Origin of the sequence: Streptomyces sp. WM6378 (assembly GCF_001279695.1) — a bacterium.
Taxonomy (GTDB): Bacteria; Actinomycetota; Actinomycetes; order Streptomycetales; family Streptomycetaceae; genus Streptomyces.
Genome location: NZ_LGDD01000292.1, coordinates 50,634 through 73,190 on the forward strand (window position 1 = coordinate 50,634; position 22,557 = coordinate 73,190).

The 22,557-nt window shown below is 70.6% G+C and carries 21 protein-coding genes; 10 read left to right on the plus strand and 11 right to left on the minus strand.

Going from position 1 to position 22,557, the window contains the following annotated elements:
* The first annotated feature begins 188 nt into the window (after window positions 1-188).
* From helR to ADK54_RS23420, 6 genes are all read left to right on the plus strand, one after another.
* Window positions 189-2,357 (plus strand): RNA polymerase recycling motor ATPase HelR, encoded by a 2,169-nt coding sequence (gene helR, locus ADK54_RS23395; RefSeq protein ID WP_053727646.1) that lies wholly within the window; start codon window positions 189-191, stop codon window positions 2,355-2,357.
* A gap of 156 nt (window positions 2,358-2,513) precedes the next feature.
* The gene (locus ADK54_RS23400; RefSeq protein ID WP_053727647.1) at window positions 2,514-2,870 is read left to right on the plus strand and encodes a YciI family protein; all 357 of its coding nucleotides are present in this window, start codon (window positions 2,514-2,516) and stop codon (window positions 2,868-2,870) included.
* Between the two features lie 206 nt (window positions 2,871-3,076).
* Window positions 3,077-3,553, plus strand: a complete 477-nt coding sequence (locus tag ADK54_RS23405; protein WP_053727648.1) for a VOC family protein — start codon at window positions 3,077-3,079, stop codon at window positions 3,551-3,553.
* A gap of 109 nt (window positions 3,554-3,662) precedes the next feature.
* Window positions 3,663-4,277: an HD domain-containing protein gene (locus ADK54_RS23410; RefSeq protein WP_078966563.1), complete on the plus strand. Its 615-nt coding sequence runs from the start codon at window positions 3,663-3,665 to the stop codon at window positions 4,275-4,277.
* 89 nt (window positions 4,278-4,366) lie between these two features.
* Window positions 4,367-4,987 carry a hypothetical protein gene (locus tag ADK54_RS23415; RefSeq protein WP_053727649.1) on the plus strand — a complete coding sequence of 207 codons (621 nt, stop codon included), beginning with the start codon at window positions 4,367-4,369 and terminating at the stop codon, window positions 4,985-4,987.
* A gap of 67 nt (window positions 4,988-5,054) precedes the next feature.
* Window positions 5,055-5,420: a hypothetical protein gene (locus tag ADK54_RS23420; protein ID WP_053727650.1), complete on the plus strand. Its 366-nt coding sequence runs from the start codon at window positions 5,055-5,057 to the stop codon at window positions 5,418-5,420.
* A gap of 280 nt (window positions 5,421-5,700) precedes the next feature.
* Here the strand turns inward: ADK54_RS23420 and ADK54_RS23425 are convergent, their stop codons facing one another.
* Complete coding sequence (locus tag ADK54_RS23425; protein WP_420717358.1) at window positions 5,701-6,903, minus strand: THUMP-like domain-containing protein; 1,203 nt, start codon at window positions 6,901-6,903, stop codon at window positions 5,701-5,703.
* A 113-nt stretch (window positions 6,904-7,016) separates the two neighbouring features.
* Here ADK54_RS23425 and ADK54_RS23430 point away from each other — a divergent pair, with 113 nt between their 5' ends.
* On the plus strand, window positions 7,017-7,922 hold the full coding sequence (locus ADK54_RS23430; RefSeq protein WP_053727652.1) for a polysaccharide deacetylase family protein: 906 nt from the start codon (window positions 7,017-7,019) through the stop codon (window positions 7,920-7,922).
* Window positions 7,923-7,941: 19 nt separating this feature from the next.
* Window positions 7,942-8,481 (plus strand): hypothetical protein, encoded by a 540-nt coding sequence (locus ADK54_RS23435; RefSeq protein WP_053727653.1) that lies wholly within the window; start codon window positions 7,942-7,944, stop codon window positions 8,479-8,481.
* A 32-nt stretch (window positions 8,482-8,513) separates the two neighbouring features.
* Here ADK54_RS23435 and ADK54_RS23440 read toward each other — a convergent pair whose 3' ends face one another.
* The 4 genes from ADK54_RS23440 to ADK54_RS23455 all read right to left on the minus strand — a co-directional run bounded on the left by ADK54_RS23440 (window position 8,514) and on the right by ADK54_RS23455 (window position 13,266).
* Window positions 8,514-9,938 carry an FtsW/RodA/SpoVE family cell cycle protein gene (locus ADK54_RS23440; protein ID WP_420717359.1) on the minus strand — a complete coding sequence of 475 codons (1,425 nt, stop codon included), beginning with the start codon at window positions 9,936-9,938 and terminating at the stop codon, window positions 8,514-8,516.
* Window positions 9,926-11,122 (minus strand): LCP family protein, encoded by a 1,197-nt coding sequence (locus ADK54_RS23445; RefSeq protein ID WP_234392172.1) that lies wholly within the window; start codon window positions 11,120-11,122, stop codon window positions 9,926-9,928. The genes ADK54_RS23440 and ADK54_RS23445 overlap by 13 nt, the downstream gene beginning before the upstream one ends.
* A 109-nt stretch (window positions 11,123-11,231) precedes the next feature.
* Complete coding sequence (locus ADK54_RS23450; protein ID WP_159047880.1) at window positions 11,232-12,557, minus strand: sensor histidine kinase; 1,326 nt, start codon at window positions 12,555-12,557, stop codon at window positions 11,232-11,234.
* A 19-nt stretch (window positions 12,558-12,576) separates the two neighbouring features.
* The gene (locus ADK54_RS23455; RefSeq protein WP_053727669.1) at window positions 12,577-13,266 is read right to left on the minus strand and encodes a response regulator transcription factor; all 690 of its coding nucleotides are present in this window, start codon (window positions 13,264-13,266) and stop codon (window positions 12,577-12,579) included.
* A 233-nt stretch (window positions 13,267-13,499) separates the two neighbouring features.
* Here ADK54_RS23455 and groES point away from each other — a divergent pair, with 233 nt between their 5' ends.
* Both groES and groL read left to right on the plus strand, forming a co-directional pair.
* Entirely contained in the window at window positions 13,500-13,808 is a 309-nt protein-coding gene (gene groES, locus ADK54_RS23460; RefSeq protein ID WP_053727656.1) for a co-chaperone GroES, read from the plus strand.
* Between the two features lie 136 nt (window positions 13,809-13,944).
* Window positions 13,945-15,573, plus strand: a complete 1,629-nt coding sequence (gene groL / locus ADK54_RS23465; RefSeq protein ID WP_053727657.1) for a chaperonin GroEL — start codon at window positions 13,945-13,947, stop codon at window positions 15,571-15,573.
* Between the two features lie 97 nt (window positions 15,574-15,670).
* Here the strand turns inward: groL and ADK54_RS23470 are convergent, their stop codons facing one another.
* From ADK54_RS23470 to ADK54_RS23495, 6 genes are all read right to left on the minus strand, one after another.
* Window positions 15,671-16,366, minus strand: a complete 696-nt coding sequence (locus tag ADK54_RS23470) for an ester cyclase (RefSeq protein WP_053727658.1) — start codon at window positions 16,364-16,366, stop codon at window positions 15,671-15,673.
* Window positions 16,367-16,444: 78 nt separating this feature from the next.
* The gene (locus tag ADK54_RS23475) at window positions 16,445-17,473 is read right to left on the minus strand and encodes a hydroxyacid dehydrogenase (protein ID WP_053727659.1); all 1,029 of its coding nucleotides are present in this window, start codon (window positions 17,471-17,473) and stop codon (window positions 16,445-16,447) included.
* A gap of 58 nt (window positions 17,474-17,531) precedes the next feature.
* Window positions 17,532-18,467: a carbohydrate ABC transporter permease gene (locus ADK54_RS23480; RefSeq protein ID WP_053727660.1), complete on the minus strand. Its 936-nt coding sequence runs from the start codon at window positions 18,465-18,467 to the stop codon at window positions 17,532-17,534.
* Window positions 18,464-19,444, minus strand: a complete 981-nt coding sequence (locus tag ADK54_RS23485) for a carbohydrate ABC transporter permease (protein ID WP_078966564.1) — start codon at window positions 19,442-19,444, stop codon at window positions 18,464-18,466. Before ADK54_RS23485 ends, ADK54_RS23480 begins: the two co-directional genes overlap by 4 nt.
* 100 nt (window positions 19,445-19,544) lie before the next feature.
* Window positions 19,545-20,873 (minus strand): ABC transporter substrate-binding protein, encoded by a 1,329-nt coding sequence (locus ADK54_RS23490; RefSeq protein ID WP_053727662.1) that lies wholly within the window; start codon window positions 20,871-20,873, stop codon window positions 19,545-19,547.
* Between the two features lie 171 nt (window positions 20,874-21,044).
* Window positions 21,045-22,208: a substrate-binding domain-containing protein gene (locus tag ADK54_RS23495; protein WP_053727663.1), complete on the minus strand. Its 1,164-nt coding sequence runs from the start codon at window positions 22,206-22,208 to the stop codon at window positions 21,045-21,047.
* Window positions 22,209-22,557: the final 349 nt, after the last annotated feature.

A 22,557-nucleotide genomic window follows, 5' to 3' on the forward strand; every position in this document is an offset into this window, starting at 1 on the left:
CGCGTCCATCAGCGGACAGCACAAAAGAAGAAGGCAAGGAGTAATTACTCTCCCTGCCACTCTCAAGATATAGCGCACCGGGGGGCTTGCGGCAAGGCCCCCATCGTGCCGCACAATCTCTCGCCTAGGTCCCCTACCTGCGGAAACGGGAGATTCACTCAGTGCGTGTGCTGTGCGGAGCTGATGGCATGGACAACCTGACCACGAGCGCCTTCGACCTTCCCGACCGCCTTGCCGCCAAGGCCGATCCGACCCTGATCGGCGACGACGAGCGGCACTTCGCCGCCATCGCGGAGAGCCTTGAGCAGACGATCGCCGAGCTGTCCGACCGCCTCGACACCCTGCGCAAGGCGCCCGGCGGCGTCGGCCGGGCCGTGATGGACCGGGACGTCGAGGTCCACCACGTGACCGGCCGCCTTCGCGCGCTGCGCCGCTTCGGCCTCGACCTGTGCCTCGGCCGCATCGTCGGCGCGGACGACTCCGAACCCCTCTACGTCGGACGGCTCGGCCTCACCGACAGCGAGGGCCGCCGGCTGCTGCTCGACTGGCGTTCCCCCGCGGCCGAGCCGTTCTTCGCGGCCACCCACGCCGAGCCGATGGGCCTGGCGAGCCGCCGCCGCTACCGCTGGACCCGCGGCCGGATCAGCGACTACTGGGACGAGGTGTTCAGCGCCGACGGGCTCGAAGGGCACGCGGCCCTCGACGACCAGTCCGCGTTCATCGCGAGCCTCGGCACCAACCGCTCGGCCCGGATGCGCGACGTACTCTCCACCATCCAGTCCGACCAGGACGCCATCATCCGGGCGGGCTCGCGCGGCGCCCTCGTCGTCGACGGCGGCCCCGGTACGGGCAAGACCGTCGTCGCCCTGCACCGCTCCGCCTACCTGCTGTACTCCGACCCGCGCCTGGGCCACCGCCGCGGCGGCGTCCTGTTCGTCGGCCCGCACCGGCCGTACCTGGACTACGTCGCCGACGTCCTGCCCAGCCTCGGTGAAGAGGGCGTGCAGACCTGCATCCTGCGGGACCTCGTCGCCGAGGGGGCCGCGGCGAAGGACGAGAGCGACCCGGACGTGGCCCGCCTGAAGTCGTCCGCCGACATGGTGCGGGCGATCGAGACGGCCGTCCGGTTCTACGAGGACCCGCCCACCCGGGGCATGACCGTCACGACCCCCTGGTCCGACGTCCGGCTGACCGCCGACGACTGGGCCGAGGCATTCGACGCGCCTGGTCCTGGCACCCCGCACAACGAGGGCCGCGAGCTGGTCCGGGAGGCGCTGGTCTCGATCCTGTTCGACAAGCGCGACGGCGACGACGTCACGCCCGAGGAGTTCCGCAAAGCGGTGCTCCAGGACCGGGAGCTGGCCGAGACCCTCAACGACGCGTGGCCCCTGCTTGACGCGGCCGATGTCGTCGGCGACCTGTGGTCGGTGCCCGCCTACCTGCGGATGTGCGCGCCCTGGCTCGCCCCCGACGACGTACGCAGGCTGCGGCGCGCGGACGCCAAGGCCTGGACCGTGTCCGACCTGCCACTCCTGGACGCGGCACGGCTGCGGCTCGGCGACCGGGAGGCGGAACGGCGCAAGCGGCAGCACGACGCCGTGGTCGCCGCCGAACGCGAGCGCATGGCCGGCGTCATCGACGAGATCATCTCGGCCTCCAACTTCAACTCGGCCGGCGACGAGAGCGAAGGCGCGCTGCGCATGCTGCGCGGAAAGGACCTCCAGGACACCCTGATCGACGAGAGCGCCCTGCCCACCGCCGAACCGGACCTCCTGGCCGGACCGTTCGCGCACATCGTCGTGGACGAGGCCCAGGAACTGACCGACGCGGAGTGGCAGATGCTGCTCCTTCGCTGCCCGTCCCGCAGCTTCACCATCGTCGGGGACCGCGCGCAGGCCCGGCACGGCTTCACCGAGTCGTGGCAGGAACGCCTGGAGCGGATTGGGCTCGACCGGAACGACGTGGCCTCGCTCAGCATCAACTACCGCACGCCGGAAGAGGTCATGGCCGAGGCCGAGCCGGTCATCCGGGACGCGCTCCCGGACGCCAACGTGCCGACGTCCATCCGCAGCAGCGGCGTCCCGGTGGTCCACGGATCCGTCGCGGACCTCGACGCGGTCCTGGAGCGCTGGCTCTCCGAGCACGCCGACGGGATCGCCTGCGTCATCGGGGCGCCCGGCTTCCGGGCCACGTCCCGGGTCCGGTCGCTGACGCCGGAGCTGTCGAAGGGGCTGGAATTCGACCTGGTGGTGCTCGTCGACCCGGCGGAGTTCGGCGAGGGCATCGAGGGGGCGGTCGACCGCTATGTGGCGATGACCCGGGCGACCCAGCAGCTCGTCGTTCTGACCAGCGCCTGACCGGCTTCCGACCGGCTCCGGAAAAAAATCCGGCGGACTTCCGGGACGGTGTCGATCGGGCCGTCTCCCGTTCGACGTATGAGTGAGAGGCGGGGAAACCATCCCCGCCCCGCACGGAACCCGCGGAAACGGGATCCACGGACAACGGAGACGATCATGCCGCGCTATCTGACGATGGTCCGCATCGACGAGAACAACGCCCCCGCGGGCGGCCCCAGCCCCGAGCTCATGGAGCGGATGGGCAACCTGATCGAGGAGATGACCAAGGCCGGGGTCCTGCTCGACACCGCCGGGCTCACCCCCACCGCCGAGGGCACCCGGGTCCGCTGGAACGGCGGCCAACTGACCGTCACCGACGGCCCGTTCACCGAGTCCAAGGAGGTCGTGGGCGGCTACGCGATCATCCAGGCCAAGGACAAGGCCGAGGCGATCGAGTGGACCAAGCGCTTCCTCCAGGTCCACGAGACGGAGTGGGACGTCACCTCGGAGGTGCGGGAGATCGCCGAGGGCTAGGGCCAAGTCCTGTCCGGCGCGGCCGGGGCCCAGGCCCCGGCCCCTCGGGAAATGTTGCCGCCCGGCGGCCGCGGTGCTCTGCTGGTACGGCCGGGCCGCGAGGAGGCGGCGATTTTCCGGGACGTACGGCGATGAGATTCGCGCGCGGGGCCGGTCTACCTGTTGATGCCGCCCATAGGGGCCGGGCAACACCAAGGAGGCCGAGGATGTCCGCGAAGCTCACTCAGAAGATCACCACCTTCCTCTGGTTCGACAGCCAGGCCGAGGAAGCCGCCAACCACTACGTCTCGATCTTCGGCGGCGACTCGAAGATCGTGGGGATCACCCGCTACACCGCGTCGGCGCCGGGCGAGCCGGGCTCGGTCATGACGGTCGACTTCCAGCTCGCGGGCCAGAGGTTCACCGCCCTCAACGGGGGCCCGCAGTTCTCCTTCACCGAGGCGATCTCGCTCTCGGTGGCCTGCGAAAGCCAGGAGGAGATCGACACGTTCTGGACGAAGCTCTCCGACGGCGGCGAAGAGGGGCCGTGCGGCTGGCTGAAGGACAAGTACGGCCTGTCCTGGCAGATCGTCCCCGCCGAACTGCCCGAGCTGCTCGGCCGGGGCGCGGAGAAGTCCGACCGGGTCATGGCGGCGGTCATGGGCATGAAGAAGCTCGACCTCCAGGCGATGCGGGACGCGTAAGGCATGGCCTAAGGAGCGTCTCGACGGTTGAGACCCCCGTCCGCACCCGCTTCACCTGCGGCTTACTCTGAGGGCGTCGCGGGTGCGGGGCCCGTGCGGGGAGGGGATCATGACCGGGTTCAGCACACGGATCGCCGGGGTGGCCATGCCGGGAGGCCGGGCCTGCGAAGCCGCGCGAGCGGTGTGTGCCGAGTACGCCGACGAGGCGCTGTACCACCACTCCGTACGGGCCTACGTCTTCGGCGCCGCGTACGCGCAGGAGCGCCAACTGGCCTTTGACGCCGAGCTGTTGTACGTCTCCGCGCTACTGCACGACCTCGCGCTGACCGACCCCTTCGACAGCCACCGGCTGCCCTTCGAGGAGGCCGGCGGCCATCTCGCCCGGGTGTTCACGGCCGGGCTCGGCTGGGACGCGGCGCGGCGGGACCGGGCGGCCGAGATCATCGTGCTGCACATGCGGGACGACGTTCCCGCGGCGCAGGACGTGGAGAGCCACCTCCTCCAGATCGGCACGACCGCCGACGTGTCCGGCGGCACCCTCGACGCGTTCGGCACGGAGTTCCGGGCCGAACTGCTGCGGGAGTATCCGCGGGTGGGGTTCGGCGCGGCCTTCGTCGGGCTGTTCCGGGACCAGGCGGCGCGCAAGCCGGACTGTGCGGCGGCCGGTCTGGTGGCGGGCGACTGGCCGGACCGCGTCGTGGCGAACCCGCTCGAACGCGGCTGAAGCCCGAGGGGCCGCATACCGGCCAGCTGTTGTGAACATGGCGCGGGGTGGGGTCCGGCCTCGGGGCCGCCCCCGATAATCTCTGGCGCATGTCGCCCCGTTCGCCGCTTCCGCCCTCGCCGCCCCCGGTCGAGATACGCGCCTGGCCCGACCGCAACGCACTGCTCGCCGACCGGGCGCGGGTCCTGGAGGCGCTGGTCAAGGGGTACTTGGGGGTGGGGCGGCTCGGGCTGCACTGGCTGTGGGCGGCGCTCTTCGCGCTCGGCTGGTCGCTGGTCGGCACCGCGCTCACCTCGCTCACCGACGTCCTCACCGCGATCGTCGGCGGGGTGTTCCTGCTGCTCGGCCTCGGCGTGATGATCCCGACCGGGCTCGCCGTCGGGTTCGGGCTGCGCAAGGACCGCCGGATCCGTGAACTCCTGCGCCAGTGGGCCGAGTTGGACCGCGATCCCGTGCTCGACCGGAACCTGCGCAGGCCCGGCCTGAGCCTGGCCTGGCTGGTTCCCTCGGTGCTGCTGTGCGCGGGCGGCCTCGCCGTGTGCCTGGTGCTGCCCGCGACCGCCGACCCGGGCCACGACACGTACGCGCTCGTCGTCTACGGCATGGGGCTCGGCCTCATCTGCTGGCTGACCGGCCTGGTCGGCGTCGTGAAGGCGGCCGCGCACCGGCGCTGGGTGCTGCGCTCCCTGGGCCCCGGGGCATCGCGCTGACCCCGGGCCTATCCTTGGGGTGCCGCAGCGCGATGCGGTGACACATCCCGGGGGAAGGACGGCCGCAATGGCCTGGTACTGGTGGATTCTGATCGTTTTCTGGATGGGCGGGTTCGGCTGGGCGATAGACAACGCCCGGACCGCGCTGCGCACCCGGCACGAGCGCAAGATGGAGCGGCTTGAGGTGGCCAAGCAGGAACGCCTCGCCGTGGAGGCCGCGCACAAGGCACCGGAACCGGTGTGCGGGTGTACGCACCACTTGGCCAAGCACGACAAGGCGGGCAAGTGCCATGAGCGGGTCGAGGTTCCGGTCGCCTGGGACGAGAACAAGAAGCCGCTCCGCTTCGAGTCGGCCCAGTGCAACTGCCAGCAGTACGTGGGCCCCCAGCCCCTGTCCCGGGTCTACGCGGACGAACTGACCGACCTCAACTAGGCGTTGCGCGGGGCGGGTTGATGCGGTGCGGCGGGCTGCGGCTGGTTTGCGCAGTTCCCCGCGCCCATGCGGCGGAGCCGCACGATGTCACAGCCCCGCGCCCCTGGCAGGGTCGGTGCTGGCCCGCACCGGGCATTTCAGCCCGTCATGGGGGTCCCCCCTGGCCCTTGAGGCCTTGGGGGAGATTGAGGACGAGTGACCTTGAGGCGCGAACGGGGTCTGGGGCGGAGCCCCAGGGGACGACCACCGGGCCGCAGCCGAACGACACCCCCCGGAGGGTCTAGGGGAGGGGCGGGGTGGGGCGTGGCACAGGCGTTCCGATCAGCATCGTCGGCGCCCCCGCCACCCTCGTCAGGAAGACCGTCGCCGCATTCGGCCCCGAGGGCTTCACCTTGCGCCGCACCTCCTCCGGCTCCACCGCGGACCCCCGCTTCTTCACCGTCAGGACCCCCACCCCCCGCTCCCGCAACAACGCCTTCAACTTCTTCATGTTGAAAGGGAGTTGGTCGGTGATCTCGTACGCCGAGGTGTACGGGGACGCGTACGGCTCGTCGCTCGTCACGTACGCGATCGTCTCGTCGATCAGACGGCCCCCGCACCGCTCGACGATCTCGGCGACCAGGTGCGCGCGGATGACCGCGCCGTCCGGCTCGTACAGGTAGCGGCCGACCGGGCCCACCGGCGGCGCGGCGAGCGGGGCCGAAGTCCACAGCGCGGCGGCCGCCGGCAGCACGGTGGCGCGGAAGGCGCCCGGGGTGACCCCGGTGCCGAACCACAGGACCGCTTCCTTCACGTCGCCCCCGTCCGAGATCCACTCCGCCTCGGCCTGCGGCGGGATCGCCTCGTGCGGGATGCCGGGGGCGATCTTCAGCGCGGCGAAGGGGGCCCCGACGGCCGCCGAAATCGCCCACGACAGGGGTGGTGAGTATGCCTCCGGGTCGAAGATGCGGCCGCGGCCGCCTCGCCTCGCCGGGTCCACGAAGACCGCGTCGTACGGCGTCGTGTCGATGTCCGTCACGTCCGCGCAGCGCACCTCGATCAGGTCCGCGAGGCCCAGCGCCTCGGCGTTGGCGCGGGCCACCGCCGCCGTCAGGGGGTCGCGGTCGACCGCGAGCACCGAGATCCCGGCCCGCGCGAGGGCCAGCGCGTCGCTGCCGATGCCGCAGCACAGGTCCGCCACGCTGCGTACGCCGTGGGCGGCGAAGGCCTCCGCGCGGTGGGTGGCGACCGAGGTGCGGGTCGACTGCTCGACGCCGTTCGGCGTGAAGAACATCCGGTGGGCGTCCGCCGCGCCGAACTTCGCCACCGCCCGCTGCCGCAGCCGCGCCTGTCCGAGCGCTGCCGACACCAGGCCCGCGTCGTGCTCGCGGCGCAGCCGGGTGGCGACCGCCAGCTCCTGGGAGGGGTCGTAATCCCGCAGCGACGCGAGCAGGGCGCGGCCCTCGTCGGTGAGCAGGAGGGAGAAGGTGTCGAGGTCGTTCACCCCGTCATTGTCGTTCAGCCGCCGCCCCGCTGTGGGCCAGGCGGGCGATGGTGCGGCCGCCGGCGGCGGTGTCGTACGGCCCGCAGGGCCCGCGCCTGACAGGATGCGGCGCCATGCAACTAGTACGACAAAAGGGAAAATCCCGGACGAAGATCGCCTGTCTCGTCCTCGGGCTCGGCGCCGCGCTGCTCGCCTCCGGCTGCACAGCCGAGGACGGCGGGACCGGACGCCCCGGCGCCGAGGCCGCCAAGAAGGGCCCCGCCGGAGCCCTCGCCGGCTACTCCGACCAGCTCAAGCAGGCCGAGACGGCCCGGCTCGCGGCCGTCAAGAAGTGGGGGCTCGCCAAGCCGCCGCTGCTCGCGCCCCCGCCGCCCAACGTCAAGCCGAGGATCACCAACCGCCCCGGCTTCGAGACGGACGGCGGCGACTCGCTGCCGCCGGTCTTCACCACCGTCCCCACCAAGGACCGGATCGTCTTCCTGACGATCGACGACGGCGCCGAGAAGGACCCCACCTTCCTGAAGATGATGCAGGAACTCCGCATCCCCTACAGCGCGTTCCTCAGCGACTACCTGGTCAAGGACGACCACGAGTACTTCAAGAAGATGCAGGGCCTCGGGGTCACCCTCAACAACCACACCCTCAACCACCGCTACATGCCCGCGCTCTCCTACGACGAGCAGCGGCACGAGATCTGCGACCAGCAGGACAAGATCGGCCAGTGGGCGGGCGTGCGGCCCCGGCTGTTCCGGCCGCCGTACGGCAACTACAACGAGGACACCCTCAAGGCCGCTCAGTCCTGCGGCATCAAGGCCGCGCCGCTGTGGGCCGCCGAGGCCTTCACCGACCACATGGAATGGCGCGAGTGGGACCGCGACCTGCACCCCGGCGACATCATCCTGACCCACTTCCGCGGCCGCCAGGACTGGAACGGCACCATGCCCGACATGATCCGGCAGGTGATGAAGGTGATCACCGACAAGGGATACGCCGTGGCCCGTCTGGAGGACTACGTGTGACCGGTCCCGGGGAGCCGCGGTGAAGCGCGCGCACCGGCTCCGGGCTGCTCTGGCCGGGCTGCTCGCCGCCGGTGCGCTGCTAAGCCCGCTGGCCGGGTGTACCGAGCCGACCGAGCCCGCCGCCCCGTTCGAGCGGCTCGGGCGCAGGGCCGCGCGGAAGGTGGTGCCGCGCGCCGGACCCGACGCGCGGGTGGTCGCCGCCCGGCGCTGGGGCCTGGCCGCGCCGCTGGAGCCGGCCCCGCGCCCGCCCGCCGTCCGCCCGGCCCTGCCCTACGTCGTCGACCGGGTCCCGCTGCACGGCGCGAAGGTGGTCTTCCTGACCTTCGACGACGGGCCCGGCACCGACCCCGGCTTCCCCCGCATGGTCCGCGACCTCAAGCTCCCGGTCGCCCTGTTCCTCACCGACAGTGTGGCCGCACCCGGCTACGACCGCGTCGAGCCCCTGCGCGCCCTCGGCGCCGGCGAGAGCGGCATCAGCGCGACCCGGCTGACCGCGCGGCTGCTCGACGAGGTCCAGGCGCAGGGATTCGCGGTGGGGCGGCTTGAGGACTACCTCTGAGCGCCGATCGCTGAGTGCCTACCTCCGAGTACCTACCGCTGAGCGCTCATCCTCAGCGGGTCGAGCTCCAACTCTCCCTCAAATGAGCCCAGTTCAGCTTCCCGCTGACGTTCGCCGCTGTCGCTGATCCGGATGAGCAGCGCGATCATCAGCCAGTTCGCGACCAGCGACGAGCCGCCCTTGGCGAGGAACGGCAGCGCCTTGCCGGTCAGCGGGATCAGGCCGGTCACTCCGCCCGCGACCACGAACACCTGGAGCGCGAGGGCCGCCGCGAGGCCGGTCGCGAGCAGCTTGCCGAAGCCGTCGTGCGCGGCGAGCGCGGCGCGCAGGCCCCGCTGCACAAGGAGCGCGTACAGGGCGAGGACCGCCATCATCCCGGCCAGGCCGAGCTCCTCGCCGACCGTGGTCAGGATGAAGTCGCTGCGGCCCGCGAAGCCCACGAGTTCGGGGTGGCCGCGGCCGAGGCCGGTGCCGGTCATGCCGCCGCTGCCGAAGCTGAACAGGGCCTGGGCCGCCTGGTCGGAGATGAGGCCCGGCGGGCGCCGCTCGGGCGGCAGATAGATGTCGAAGGGGTGCAGCCAGGCGACGATGCGGCCCTTGACGTGCGGCTCGGTCGAGCCGACGACGAACGCCCCGGCCGCCGCCATCACGATGCCGGTCAGGATCCAGCTGGTGCGCTGGGTGGCGACGTACAGCATCACCACGAACAGGCCGAAGAAGATCAGCGAGGTGCCGAGGTCGCGCTCGAAGACCAGGACGAGCAGGCTCACCACCCAGATGGTCAGGATGGGTGCGAGCTGGCGGCCGGGCGGCAGCCGGACCCCGAGCACCTTGCGGCCGGTGAGCGCGAGCGAGTCCTTGTGGACGACGAGGTAGCCCGCGAAGAACACCGCGATCATGATCTTGACGAATTCGCCGGGCTGCAGCGAGAACGGGCCGATGAAGATCCAGCGCTTGGCGCCGTAGGTGTCGCCGGGAAAGAACGCCGGGGCCATGAGCAGCACGAGCGCCGCGGCCATGCAGAGGTAGATGTAGCGCTGGAGGCGGCGGTGGTCGCGCAGCACGGCCAGGGTGGCGAGCGCGACCGCGAAGCCGATGACCGTCCAGATGAGCTGGCCCGAGGCGGTGGCCTCCGCCTTGAACTTGTGCGCGTACGTGGGGTCGAGCCGGTAGAGCAGCACCAGGCCGAGGCCCGAAAGGAGCAGGGCGAGCGGCAGGATCAACGGGTCGGCGTACGCGGCGTACCGGCGCACCGTGAGGTGCCCGGCGAGCGCGATCAGTGCCATGCTGATCGCGAACTCGTAGGTGGCGCGCGGGAGTTGGCCCGTCATGGCCATCGCGGCCGCCGCGTGGCCGAACGTGGTCACGGCGACGACGAGCAGCAGGAGCAGCGCCTCGGAGCGGCGGCGCCGGGCCGCGACAGGACCGGGGGCGCCGGCCCGGATCAGTCGACGCACGGGATGCCGCCGCCGTCGATGACCGGGGGCGAGGGCGCCGGGGGCGCCTTGCTCGGAGCCGGCGCCGGGGAGCCCCCGGGCGTGGTGGGCGGCGTCGAATGAACCGGATTGGTCTGTTCTGCGACTATCTGCTTGATCTTCACCGGATCGACGATATTGACGTCTTCGCCCCGGTGTTTGGCGAATCGCTCGATCGGAAGTGTCGCGAATGCCACATTCCCGCCCGATACGTTCTTGGCCTGCTTGAGGAACGACATCAGGTCCCAGCCCTTGTCGGTGACGAGGTCCTGCTTGGCCACGTTCAGCAGGTTGAGCAGGCGGACCGGGTCGGTGAAGGTGCCGGCCGAGGCGAGCTTCTGCGTCGCCGAGGCGAGGAACGCCTGCTGGCGGCGCGTACGGTCCAGGTCGCCGCCGTCGAGCCCGTGCCGCTGCCGCACGAACGCGAGGGACTGCTGCCCGTTCAGGGTCTGCTTCCCGGCCGGGAAGTCGGCGCCCGAGTACTTGTCCTTCACGGGATGTTTCAGGCAGACCGTCACTCCGTCCAGGGCGTCGGCCAGGTGGTAGAACCCGGCGAGATTGACCTCGGCGAAGTGGTCGATGGGCACGCCGAGGAAGTTGCGCACGGTCTCGATCTCGGCCCGGCGGCCCGCCTCGCGGCCCGCCGTCTCCAGCTTGCCCCGGTCGGTGACGCCCTGCGCGGCCAGCTTCTCCTCGGTGCGGGCCTTCTCCAGGCCGTACGCCTTCTTGATCTTGTCCTGGCCGTGGCCCGGAATGTCGACCAGGTCGTCGCGGGGCACCGAGAACGCCTTCGCCTTGCTGCCGTCGGCCGGCACGTGCAGGAGGATCAGGGTGTTGGTGTTGTAGCCGCCGATGTCGGAACTGCCCGCGTGCAGCTTGTCGAGGACCTCGGGCGGCAGGTCGTCGCCGTTCTGGTCCTTGCGGCTGTCCAGGCCCATCAGCAGGATGTTGGTGTCCCCGCCCACGGACTTCGGCGCGTTGTCGCCGAGCGCGTGCGAGGTGCCGATGCTCCCGGCCAGATCGCGGTACAGGTACCAGCCGCCGGCCAGCGCGCACAGCACCAGGACGACGGCGGCAAGGGCGAGCGCGCGCACCAGGCGCATCGGGCCGGAACGCTTCCTGCGACGGCGGTTGATCGGGCTGCGGCTCATTCGACGGTGGCTCACGCCGACCGATCCTCGGCCGTCGGCGCTGAAGGAAACCTGAGAGTCCTGAAGACGCTTTCAGGAATCCGTTCTTTCAGGGACCCGTCGCTCTTGTCGGGAACCCGTTGCTTCAGGGGCGCCCCGGCAGCCGCACCGTGAACGTCGCGCCCGGGCCCGCCCCCGCCGACAGCTCCCCGCCGTGTGCCCGCGCGATCTCGCGGGCGATCGCGAGCCCGAGCCCGGTGCCGCCGCTCTCCCGGGCGCGGGCGGCGTCCAGGCGTACGAAGCGCTCGAAGATCCGCGACCGGTCGGCGGCCGGGATGCCGGGCCCGTCGTCCGCGACTTCGAGGATCGCGTCCACGCCCTCCCGGGCGGCCCGCACCCGCACTTCGGTACGGGCGTGCCGCACCGCGTTGTCGACCAGGTTGGCCAGCATCCGCTCCAGTTGCGCCGGGTCGCCGCGCACCGGCACGGGAGCGTCCGCGAGCAACTCGACCGGGACCCGGGCGGCCCGCCTGCGCGCGGTGTCCTCCGCCGCGAGCAGCGTCAGGTCGACCGGCTCGGCCAGGGGCTGCGGGTGGGCGTCGAGGCGGGCCAGGAGCAGCAGGTCGGCGGCGATCCGCTGGAGCCGCTCGGTGTCGTCGAGCGCGGCCCGCACCGAGGCCAAGTCCGGTGCAGCGAGGGCGACTTCGAGCCGGGAGCGGACCGCGGCGATCGGGTTGCGCAGCTCGTGCGAGGCGTCGGCGACGAACTCGCGCTGGCGGACGTGGGCCTGTTCGAGCCGGTCGAGGGTGGCGTTCACGGTCCGGGCGAGCAGCGCGATCTCGTCGGCGCCGCCGGGGTCGGGGACCCGCCGGTCCAGTTCGCTGGAGCTGACCTCGGCGAGCTCGGTGCGGATCGAGGTCACCGGGCGCAGCGCGAGCCCGGTGCCGGCCCAGGCGATGGCGGCGGCGAGCGCGATCAGCGGCGGGGCGCTGGCGAGCAGGGCCCACCCGATGGCGCCGGTCGCGTCGTCGACGTCGCTGAGCACGGTCATCCCGTACACGTAGCTCGCGGGGCCGCCGGGAATCTGGGCGCGTACGACGACGGCGACCTCGTGACGGCCCGCGTCGTTCAGGAGCCGCGAGGTCGAGTCCTGGCCGTCCGGCGGGCGCAGATCGGCCAATTCCCCGGCGGCGCCGGTCTCCTGGCTGGCGGCGGTCATCCGGCCCCGCTCGTCGAGCACGAGGACGAGGTCGACGCCGTCGTCCGGCGGCGGCAGCTGCGCGCGTACGGTCCCGGTGTTGACCTGGGCGGCGACCTTGCGGGCGGCCAGCTCGGTGCGGCCGGTGGTGTTGTCGAGGAGGTTGGAGCGCAGCACGACGTAGAGCCAGATCCCGCCCGCGGCGAGCAGCAGCGCCATCGCGAGGGCGGAGGCCGCGGCGACCTTCCCGCGCACGGTCCGGGGCAGGAGCAATTTCATGAGCTTCGGCGGCTCAGCCCCCATCGGGCGCCATCCGGTAACCGACCCCGTGCACGGTCAGGATCGATCGACGGCCGAACGGAGAATCGATCTTCTTCCTGAGCGAAGAGACATAGACCTCGACGATGTTCGGATCGATCCCGCCGTCCGGTCCCGCGGTGCTGTCCCAGACCTCGTCCAGGATGTGCTGCTTGGCGACGGCCTGGCCCGGCTCGGCCATCAGGCAGGCGAGGACCGCCAGCTCGCGGGCGGTCAGCTCGATCTCCCGCTCGCCGCGCCGGCAGCGCCGGGCGGCCGTGTCGAGGGTGAGGTCGCCGGCCTGGAGGGTGTCCTGGCGCGCGGCTCCCGCCCGCCGGCCGAGCGCCCGGAGGCGGGCGAGCAGCACCACGAACGAGAAGGGCTTGGTCAGATAGTCGTCGGCCCCCGAGTCGAGCCCGTCGGCCTCGTCGTACTCGCCGTCCTTGGCGGTCAGCATCAGGACGGGGGTGAGGTCGCCGAGCCGCCGCATCCGCCGGCAGATCTCGTATCCGCTGAGCCCGGGCAGCATCAGGTCGAGCACGACCGCGTCGTACCCGCCGGTGAGCGCGAGGTCGAGCCCGCGGTGGCCGTCGTGCGCGACGTCGACCCAGTGCCCCTCGGCGGAGATGCCCCGACGCAGCGAGTCGGCGAGCCCGGTTTCGTCCTCGACGACCAGAATGCGCATGCCGTCCAGGGTCACACAGGTGGCCAAAGGCCCGGGAAGCGTCCGCCGCGACGGTGGCAGATTGGCACTCCGCTTGACCGAGTGCTAATCACCGTCCTAGTCTCGCTTCTGGCACTCCCCACCGGAGAGTGCCAAGTAGCGACGGGCAGGTCCGGCACCCGCGACGACGGATCCACCTGGTCGCCACCCCAGACAGTTAACCCCGTGAGATCTCCGAAGGGGGAGACCGGATCGTGACGACCGCCAGCTCCAAGGTTGCCATCAAGCCGCTCGAGGACCGCATTGTGGTCCAGCCGCTCGACGCCGAGCAGACCACGGCCTCCGGCCTGGTCATTCCGGACACCGCCAAGGAGAAGCCCCAGGAGGGCGTCGTCCTGGCCGTGGGTCCGGGCCGCTTCGAGAACGGCGAGCGCCTTCCGCTCGACGTCAGCACCGGCGACATCGTGCTGTACAGCAAGTACGGCGGCACCGAGGTGAAGTACAACGGCGAGGAGTACCTCGTCCTCTCGGCCCGCGACGTGCTCGCGATCATCGAGAAGTAATTCACCGAAGTACGCGAGTACTTCGAGTTCGAAGCGAATGCTTTGAGAGCTGCGCCCCTGGTCACCCCGCTGATTGCCGGGCGGCGAGGGGCGCAGTGTCATTAACCCGAGTTTTCGAGAGGGCTGAACCGCTCCCATGGCGAAGATCCTGAAGTTCGACGAGGACGCCCGTCGCGCCCTTGAGCGCGGCGTCAACAAGCTTGCCGACACCGTGAAGGTGACGATCGGCCCCAAGGGCCGCAACGTCGTCATCGACAAGAAGTTCGGCGCCCCCACCATCACCAACGACGGTGTCACCATCGCGCGCGAGGTCGAGCTCGACGACCCGTACGAGAACCTGGGCGCCCAGCTCGTCAAGGAGGTGGCGACCAAGACCAACGACATCGCGGGTGACGGCACCACCACCGCGACCGTGCTGGCCCAGGCGCTGGTCCGCGAGGGTCTGCGCAACGTCGCCGCCGGCGCCTCCCCGGCCGCCCTGAAGAAGGGCATCGACGCCGCGGTCAAGGCCGTCTCCGACGAGCTCCTCGCGACCGCCCGTCCGATCGAGGACAAGACCGACATCGCCGCCGTCGCCGCGCTGTCCGCCCAGGACAAGCAGATCGGCGAGCTCATCGCCGAGGCCATGGACAAGGTCGGCAAGGACGGTGTCATCACCGTCGAGGAGTCCAACACCTTCGGTGTGGAGCTTGAGTTCACCGAGGGCATGGCCTTCGACAAGGGCTACCTCTCGCACTACATGGTCACCGACCAGGAGCGTATGGAGGCCGTCCTCGACGACCCGTACATCCTGATCAACCAGGGCAAGATCTCCTCGATCCAGGACCTGCTGCCGCTCCTGGAGAAGGTCATCCAGGCCGGCGCCTCCAAGCCGCTCCTGATCATCGCCGAGGACGTCGAGGGCGAGGCGCTCTCCACCCTGGTCGTCAACAAGATCCGCGGCACGTTCAACGCCGTGGCCGTCAAGGCCCCGGGCTTCGGCGACCGCCGCAAGGCCATGCTGCAGGACATCGCCACCCTCACCGGTGCGACCGTCATCGCCGAAGAGGTCGGCCTCAAGCTCGACCAGGCCGGCCTTGAGGTGCTCGGCACCGCGCGCCGCGTGACCATCACCAAGGACGACACCACGATCGTCGACGGCGGCGGCAACAGCGCCGATGTCGAGGGCCGCGTCAACCAGATCAAGGCCGAGATCGAGGCCACGGACTCCGACTGGGACCGCGAGAAGCTCCAGGAGCGCCTCGCGAAGCTGGCCGGCGGCGTGTGCGTGATCAAGGTCGGCGCCGCCACCGAGGTGGAGCTCAAGGAGCGCAAGCACCGTCTGGAGGACGCCATCTCCGCGACCCGCGCCGCGGTCGAGGAGGGCATCGTCTCCGGTGGTGGCTCCGCCCTGGTGCACGCCGCCAAGGTCCTGGACGGCAACCTCGACAAGACCGGCGACGAGGCCACCGGTGTCGCGGTCGTCCGCCGCGCCGTCGTCGAGCCGCTGCGCTGGATCGCCGAGAACGCCGGCCTTGAGGGCTACGTCATCACCTCCAAGGTGAGCGAGCTCGACAAGGGCTTCGGCTTCAACGCCGCCACCGGCGAGTACGGCGACCTGGTCAAGGCCGGCGTCATCGACCCGGTCAAGGTCACCCGCTCCGCCCTGGAGAACGCCGCCTCCATCGCCTCCCTGCTGCTCACGACCGAGACCCTGGTCGTCGAGAAGCCGGCCGAGGAGGAGCCCGAGGCCGGTCACGGCCACGGTCACGGCCACTCCCACTGACGTCGTACGACGTCGGGCCGCAGAACGTGTGAAGGCCCCCGCTCCCGCCCTCTCGGCGGGGCGGGGGCCTTCCCCGTTCTCCCTCGGTGTGGGTGGCTCAGCCCGCGGCGCCCAGCTGCTTCATGAGCTTCATGGCGTCGTAGTGCCACCAGCCTTCCTGGATCTTGTCGTTCTTGAACCGGAAGATCGTGGTGCCGGTCATGCCGACCTGCTTGCCGGTGGCCGGTATGCCCATGAAGTCGCCCGTGTGGGTGCCGTTCAAGGTCCACAGCGTCACCACGTCGTCGCCCTCGCAGATCTGCCGGTCGAGCTCGAAGGCGAAGTCGAAGGCGGACCGCCAGCGGGTGACGTCGCTGCGGATCCCGTCGGAGCCGACGACCGTGTCCTGCTCCTTCATGATGTCGTGGTCGGCGTAGTCGGCCGCGAACACCTCGTCGATCGCGTCGAGGTTGCCGCCCGTGGCGATCTCGTGGAAGAAGCGGCGGGCGGTTGACGCGTTCAACTGGTCGTTGCGCACCACATCCAGGTCCGTGAAGGTGGGCATGCCGTCGCAGAGCGCGACCATTTCCTCGAAGATCCGGTTGGTCTCCGGAAGGTTCGAGTTCGCCATTGCCTCTTCGTACGAGGGAAATTCGATGATCTCGACGAAGTGGGAGCCGTCGGCGCGGTCCTTGCCGATGAGGCTGTGGGAGGCGGTCCGCTTGCCTTTGGTCTGTTCGACCCATCGGTCCATGAGCTGGTCCAGGTCGCTGTACCGCCCGGTCTTGAAGTCGATTACCTGCGCGAATGTCATGGTTCCTCCCGACTGGCTCTGGGCGTAATACGTCCATTTTAGTGATATTTGAGCCATTTGTGCGGGTGGAATGGCGGCTCACGCGGAATGGTGCAGCGCCGCCGGGAGTACGGGATCCGCGAACGGCACCCCGGCCGCGAACCGCTCCACCTCGTCCAGCGACCGATCCGCCATGCGGTGCAGCTCATTGCCGAGCGAGCCCGCGATGTGCGGGGTCAGCAGGACGTTGGGGAGGTCGTACAACGGGGAGTCACGGGGCGGGAGTTCGGGGTCCGTCACGTCCAGGACCGCGTGCAGGCGGCCCGAGAGGAGCTCGGCGAGCAGGGCGGGCTCGTCGACCAGGGAGCCGCGCGCGGTGTTGACCAGGGTGGCACCCGTCGGCATCAGGGCCAGCCGACGGGCGTCGATCATGTGGTGGGTCTCGGGGAGCTGGGGCGCGTGGACGGAGACGACGCTGCTGCGGGAGCACAGCTCGTCCAGAGGTACCTGTTCAACGCCCAGCGATGCCGCTTCGGTTCCGCTCACGTACGGGTCGTACAGAAGGACCTCGAAGTCGAAGGGGCGGAGCAGTCCGATGACGCGGCGGCCGATCCGGGAGGCGCCGATCAGGCCGACCGTACGGCGGTAGTTGCCGGTGCGTCCGGTCTCGCTCAGCCACGCGGGGGCGGTGCGCAGCTCGGCGTAGCGCCGGGCCGAGCGCAGTACCTCCTTGCCGGCGAAGAGGATCGCGGCCAGCGTGTACTCGGCGACCGGCAGGGCGTTGGCCGCGGCGGCCGACGTCACCGCGATGCCGCGCTCCCAGCAGGCGTCGGTGATGTGGTGCTTGACGGAGCCCGCCGCGTGGACCACCGCGCGCAAGTCGGGGGCCGCGGCCAGGACGTCCGCGGTGAGCGGCGGCGCGCCCCAGCAGGTGAGCAGGACCTGGGCCTCGGCAAGGGCGGCGGCGACCGGTCCGGTGGGCGTCGCGAGGTCGTGGGCGACCAGGTACGGGTCGGTGCGGGCGAGGGCGGCGAGCCGGGTGCGGTGGCGCTCCGCGAGGAGGCGGTCCGCGATGCCGGGACCCATCGCGAGCAGCAGAGCGGGCCGATTGTCAGTGGTGTGGTGCATGGTGGGACTCGGGCTCCTCACGAGGCGCTGGCCAGGGGCAACTGGGTGTCCGGGCCGGTCATTTGACGCTGCCGGCGGCGAGCCCGGCCTTCCAGTGCCGCTGCAGGGAGACGAAGGCGACGATCAGGGGGATGACGGCGAGGAGGGAGCCGGTGACGACGAGAGGGTAGTAGCTCGGCTCGGCGTGGGTGTTGCTGTTCCAGGCGTACAGACCGAGGCTCAGCGGGAAGAGCTTCTGGTCGCTGAGCATGACCAGGGGGAGGAAGAAGTTGTTCCAGATCGCGGTGAACTGGAAGAGGAACACGGTCACGAAGCCCGGCATCACCATGCGCAGACCGATCGACCAGAAGGTGCGCAGCTCGCCCGCCCCGTCGATACGGGCGGCCTCCAGGGCCTCGTCGGGGATGTAGCTCGCGCTGAACACCCGGGACAGATACACCCCGAACGGGTTGACCAGAACGGGGATGAGCACCGACCAGTACGTGTTGACCAGGCCGACCTTGCTCGCAAGGAGGTACATGGGAAGGGCGAGCGCCGTGGTGGGCACGAGCACGCCGAGCAGCACGACGCCGAACAGCTTCTCCTTGCCGCGGAAGGCGTACTTGTCGAAGGCGTACCCGGCGGCGACGCTGACCAGCGCGCACACGGCGGCGCCGCCGCCCGCGTACAGAAGGGAGTTGAGGTACCAGCGGAAGTAGACACCGTCGTTGTACGAGGCGAGCTGCGACAGGTTGTGGCCGAGGTCGAAGCCCTTGAAGGAGAAGGCCTCGCCGGACAGCAGGCCGCCGGTGTCCTTGGTGGCGGCCGTGACCAGCCACACCAGGGGGAACAGCGTGTAGAGCACGGAGAGCAGCAGCGCGCCGTTGACCGCTGTCCCGGACAGCCAGCGGCCCGGTGACCGGTTCGGCGGTGCGGTACGTGGCGGGGTGGTGGCCCCGGTGCGCCCGGCGGTTCTCGGGGAGGCGTCCGCTTCGGCTGTCGTGGGGGAGGTCATGCCTTGGCCCCCTTCCGGTTGGTGAGGCGGGTGACGACGAAGGAGAGCAGGGCCGCGGCGAGCGCGAGGAGCACGGCCGAGGCGGCGGCGAGGCCGTAGTCGTTGCGGCTGAACGCGGCGGTGTAGGCGTACATGTTGGGCGTCCAGGTGGAGGTGACCGTGGAACTGCCGCCCTGGTTGAGGATCAGCGGCTCGGTGAAGAGCTGGAGCGAGCCGATGACGGTGAAGAGCGACACCATCGCCAACGAGGCGCGGATCAAAGGGAGTTTGATGCCGAACGCGGTGCGCCACTCGCCCGCGCCGTCCATGGTGGCCGCCTCCAGAACGGAGCGGTCGATGGCCTGGAGCGCCGCGTAGAAGATCACCATGTTGTAGCCGAGCCATTCCCACAGCGCGATGTTGACGACGGAGGGGAGCGTGCCGCTGGAGGAGAAGAAGTCGAAGCCGACGCCGCCGGAGTTCATGGCCCGCACGACCGGGCTGAGGCCGGGGGTGTAGAGGTACACCCAGATGAGCGCGGCGATGATGCCGGGCACGGCGTGCGGCAGGAACAGCGCCAGCTGGAAGAAGCGGCGGGCGCGGGCCAGCGCCGAGTCGAGCAGCAGCGCGAGCGCGAGGGCGCCGCCGACCATCAGCGGGATGTAGACGACGCAGTAGCCGGCAAGGACCCAGAAGCCCTCGCGGAAGGCCCGGTCGCCCAGCGCCGCCGTGTAGTTGTCGAGCCCGCTGAACACGGAGGTGGCGCCGCCGAAGCCGAGCCCCGACTGCTTCTCGGTGAACAGGCTCAGCCAGACCGCGTACCCGATCGGCACCACCGTCACGGCGGTGAACAGGACGAAGAAGGGGGTGAGCAGCACGCCCGCGGCGGTGCCGGTACGGCTGCGGGTCCTGCGGGGCGTTCTGCCGGGAGTTCTGCGGGCCGGTCCGGGCTCGGGTGCCGCGGTGCTTACGGCTGCCGGGCCGTCGTCCTCCGTCATGGCCGCGCCATGACCGCCTGCTCCGTCCGGCAGTCGCACGCGCGGGGTCCCCCGCCCCCCTCCCGCCTGTCCCGCGGGACGCCCCTTCGTCCTCATCGGGTCAGCCCTCGACCTTCAGTCCGCGCTTCTTCAGCTCGGTGACGGTGGCGTCATGGGCGGCCTTGATCGCGTCCGTGATCTTCACGGAGCCGCCGGCGACCTTGCCGAGCTGGTCCTTGAGCGTGGTGTTGGTGGTGCCCATGCTCGGGCCCCAGCCCCAGTTGGCGTTGATCGAGCTGCCCGCGGCGTCGAAGAGCTGGTAGATGTCCTGGCCGGTGTAGAAGCTCGTGTCGAAGGCCTTCTTGGCGGTCGGGCGCAGCGCGATGTCGGCCGGGAAGGCGCTCGACGTACCGGACTTGATGCGGGCGTCGATGCCTTCGGGGGTGGTCGACATCCACTTGGCGAATTCGAGCGCCGCCTCGGTCTTGGTGCTGCCCTTGGTCACCGCCCAGGTGGAGCCGCCGAGCATGCCGCTGGCGGGCTTGCCGTCCCAGGTGGGCACGGGGGCCACCGCCCACTTGCCGCTCTGGTCGGGCACGGTGCCCTTGAGGACGCCCGCGGCCCAGGAGGCGCCCAGGTAGCCGACCGTGGAGCCGTCCTTGAGCGAGGCGGTCCACTCGGGGCTGAAGGAGACCGCGTTCTGAACGAGCTTGTCGTCGATCAGGCCCTGCCAGTAGTCGGCGACCTTGTTGGTGGCGGCGTCCGCGGTGTTGAGCTTCCAGGTGTCGCCGTCGGCCTTGAACCACTGGGCGCCGGCCTGCCAGGCCATCGCCTCGAAGGTGGTCGGGTCGTCCGGGAAGAACGTGCCGATGCGCGCCTTCGGGTCGGCGGCCTCGGCCTTCTGGGCGGCGGCTTTGAACTCGTCCCAGGTCCTGGGGACTTCGATCTTGTTCTTCTCGAAGAAGTCCTTGCAGTAGAAGTACGCCTGCGGTGCCGCGTCGAACGGGATCGCCCAGTTCTTGCCGCCGAGCGTGGTCTGCTGGATCGACTGCGGCAGGAACTGCTTCTTCACGTCGTCGGTCACGTACTTGCTGATGTCCTGGAACGAGCCCTGGCTGACGAACTCCGGGAGCATCGGGTACTCGACGGCGACGAGGTCGGGCGCGTTGCCGGCCTTCACCGCGTTGGAGATCTTGGCGTAGCCGCCGGCGTTGCCGGAGGGGATCTCCTCGAACTTCACCTGGATGTTCTTGTGGGAGGCGTTGAAGGCGTCCACCACGTCCTTGGAGCCCTTCTGCCAGGCCCAGAAGGTGATGGTGACGGGCTTGTCGGCGGTGCCCTTGCCCGCGTCGCCCGACTTGCCGTCCCCGCCGCCGCAGGCCGTGAGCACAGCGAGAGCGGTGGCGGTACCGACGAGGGCGGAGGTCGATCTGGTCCAACTGCGGCTCACGGAACGGCTCCTGAACGTGAGGGGACGAGGCGATGGCCGCGATCCTTGGCCCAGTTCTGACCGAAGTCAAGAGCGAAAGTTCGATTGATCGAAAAAAGATCAGAGAAAGGTTGAACGATCCTGAACGGGCGCGAACGGTCCTAGGTGACGCCGCGGGTGACGGTCGCGGCTTCAGGACTGAACGCTCGCCGGGCTCCGCAGCGTGTCGGAGGGCGCCCCGCAGGAGGCCCGCACGCGCAGCCTCGGCAGCAGGTCGACATGGCGCCGCGGGGCTTCCTCGGCCTCGCCCGAGCCTCCCGCTGGGGCGCCGCGCAGGCGCTCGATCAGCAGCTCGGCGGCGTACCGCCCGACCTCGTGCTTGGGCGGGGCGACCGCGGTGAGCGGAATGTCGGCGAGGGCGGCCACCTCGTCGTCGTACGCCACGAGCGCCAGGTTCTCCGGCACCCGTACGCCCAGTTCGGCCAGGCGCTGCACGATGCGGATCGCGTCCACGTCGTTGTGCACGAGCGCCGCCGTGGCCTGCCCGGCCAGGACCGCGGCGCGCAGCGCCTGCACGGCCCGCTCGAACCCGGCCGGGTCCGCCTCGGCCGACACCGAACCGATCACCGGGAGCGGCGGCTTGAGGCCGAGCGCGTCGAGCGCGTACCGGTAACCGGCGCGCACCGCGATCGCCGTCGGGCTGTCCGCCCGGGCCACGAGCAGGGGGGTGGTGTGCCCGAGCCCGAGCAGATGGCGCACCGCGATGAGCACGCCATGGCTGTGGTCCGAGCAGACCCGGTCCAGGTCGTCCAGTTCCCGGCCGGGCACCCCGCGCCGCTCCAGGAGCACCGTCGGCACCGGGAGGCCGGCGATCCAGGCGCCGTGCTCCACCGGGTCGTCCGGCTCCTTCCAGCCCGGCGCGATCAGCAGCCCCTCGGCCCCGGCCGCGAGCAGCCCGGCGGCCCGGCCCGCGTCCTCCTGCGGCCGGTAGTCCGAGATCCGCAGGATCAGCCGGGCCCCCGCTGCGGCAGCCGCCTCGTGCGCACCCCGGATGACCTCAGCGAAGTAGTACGTGGCGTTGGGCGCCAGCATGCCGATGACGAGCTCGCGCGAGCCGGGGCCCTGGGCCGAGGCCTGGGCGTGGGTGGCCTGAGGGGTGCCCTCCCCGGCGCCCGGCCAGGACACCGACCCGTGCACCCGGTCGAGCCTTCCGTCGTTGGCCAGGAACTCCACGTCCCGCCGCACGGTCACCGGGGAGACCCCCAACTGCACGGCGAGCTCGGACACCCGCGCCGAGCCGCGCCCGCGCACCAGCTTAAGGAGTCGGTCATGACGTTCAGCAGCACTTTCTCGCACAGCGGCATCCCCTTCGCGATGTGGCGGCCCGGTGGGCCATGACCCTAATGCAACGTGATCGAACGATGGGAGTTTCGATCATTCGGTCCGATCCATTGACGTTCGATCAGACCGAGTTCTAAGTTCCCAGAGATTTAGCGGGGCCGGGCGGGCTCAGGCCGGGTGGGGTTCCGAACGGGTCGGGGCTCTGCCTGGGCAGGCCCCTTGTCCGGGCGGGCCGGGCCGCGAGTCTGGTGCAGCTTGGCCCTAATAGGACTCCGTTAGGTCTTCCCGTGGGGCCTGTTCCGGAGGCATGTTGGGCATGTGGACGCACATGAAGTGATGCGTGTTCGGGCGAAGTTGGCGCTGT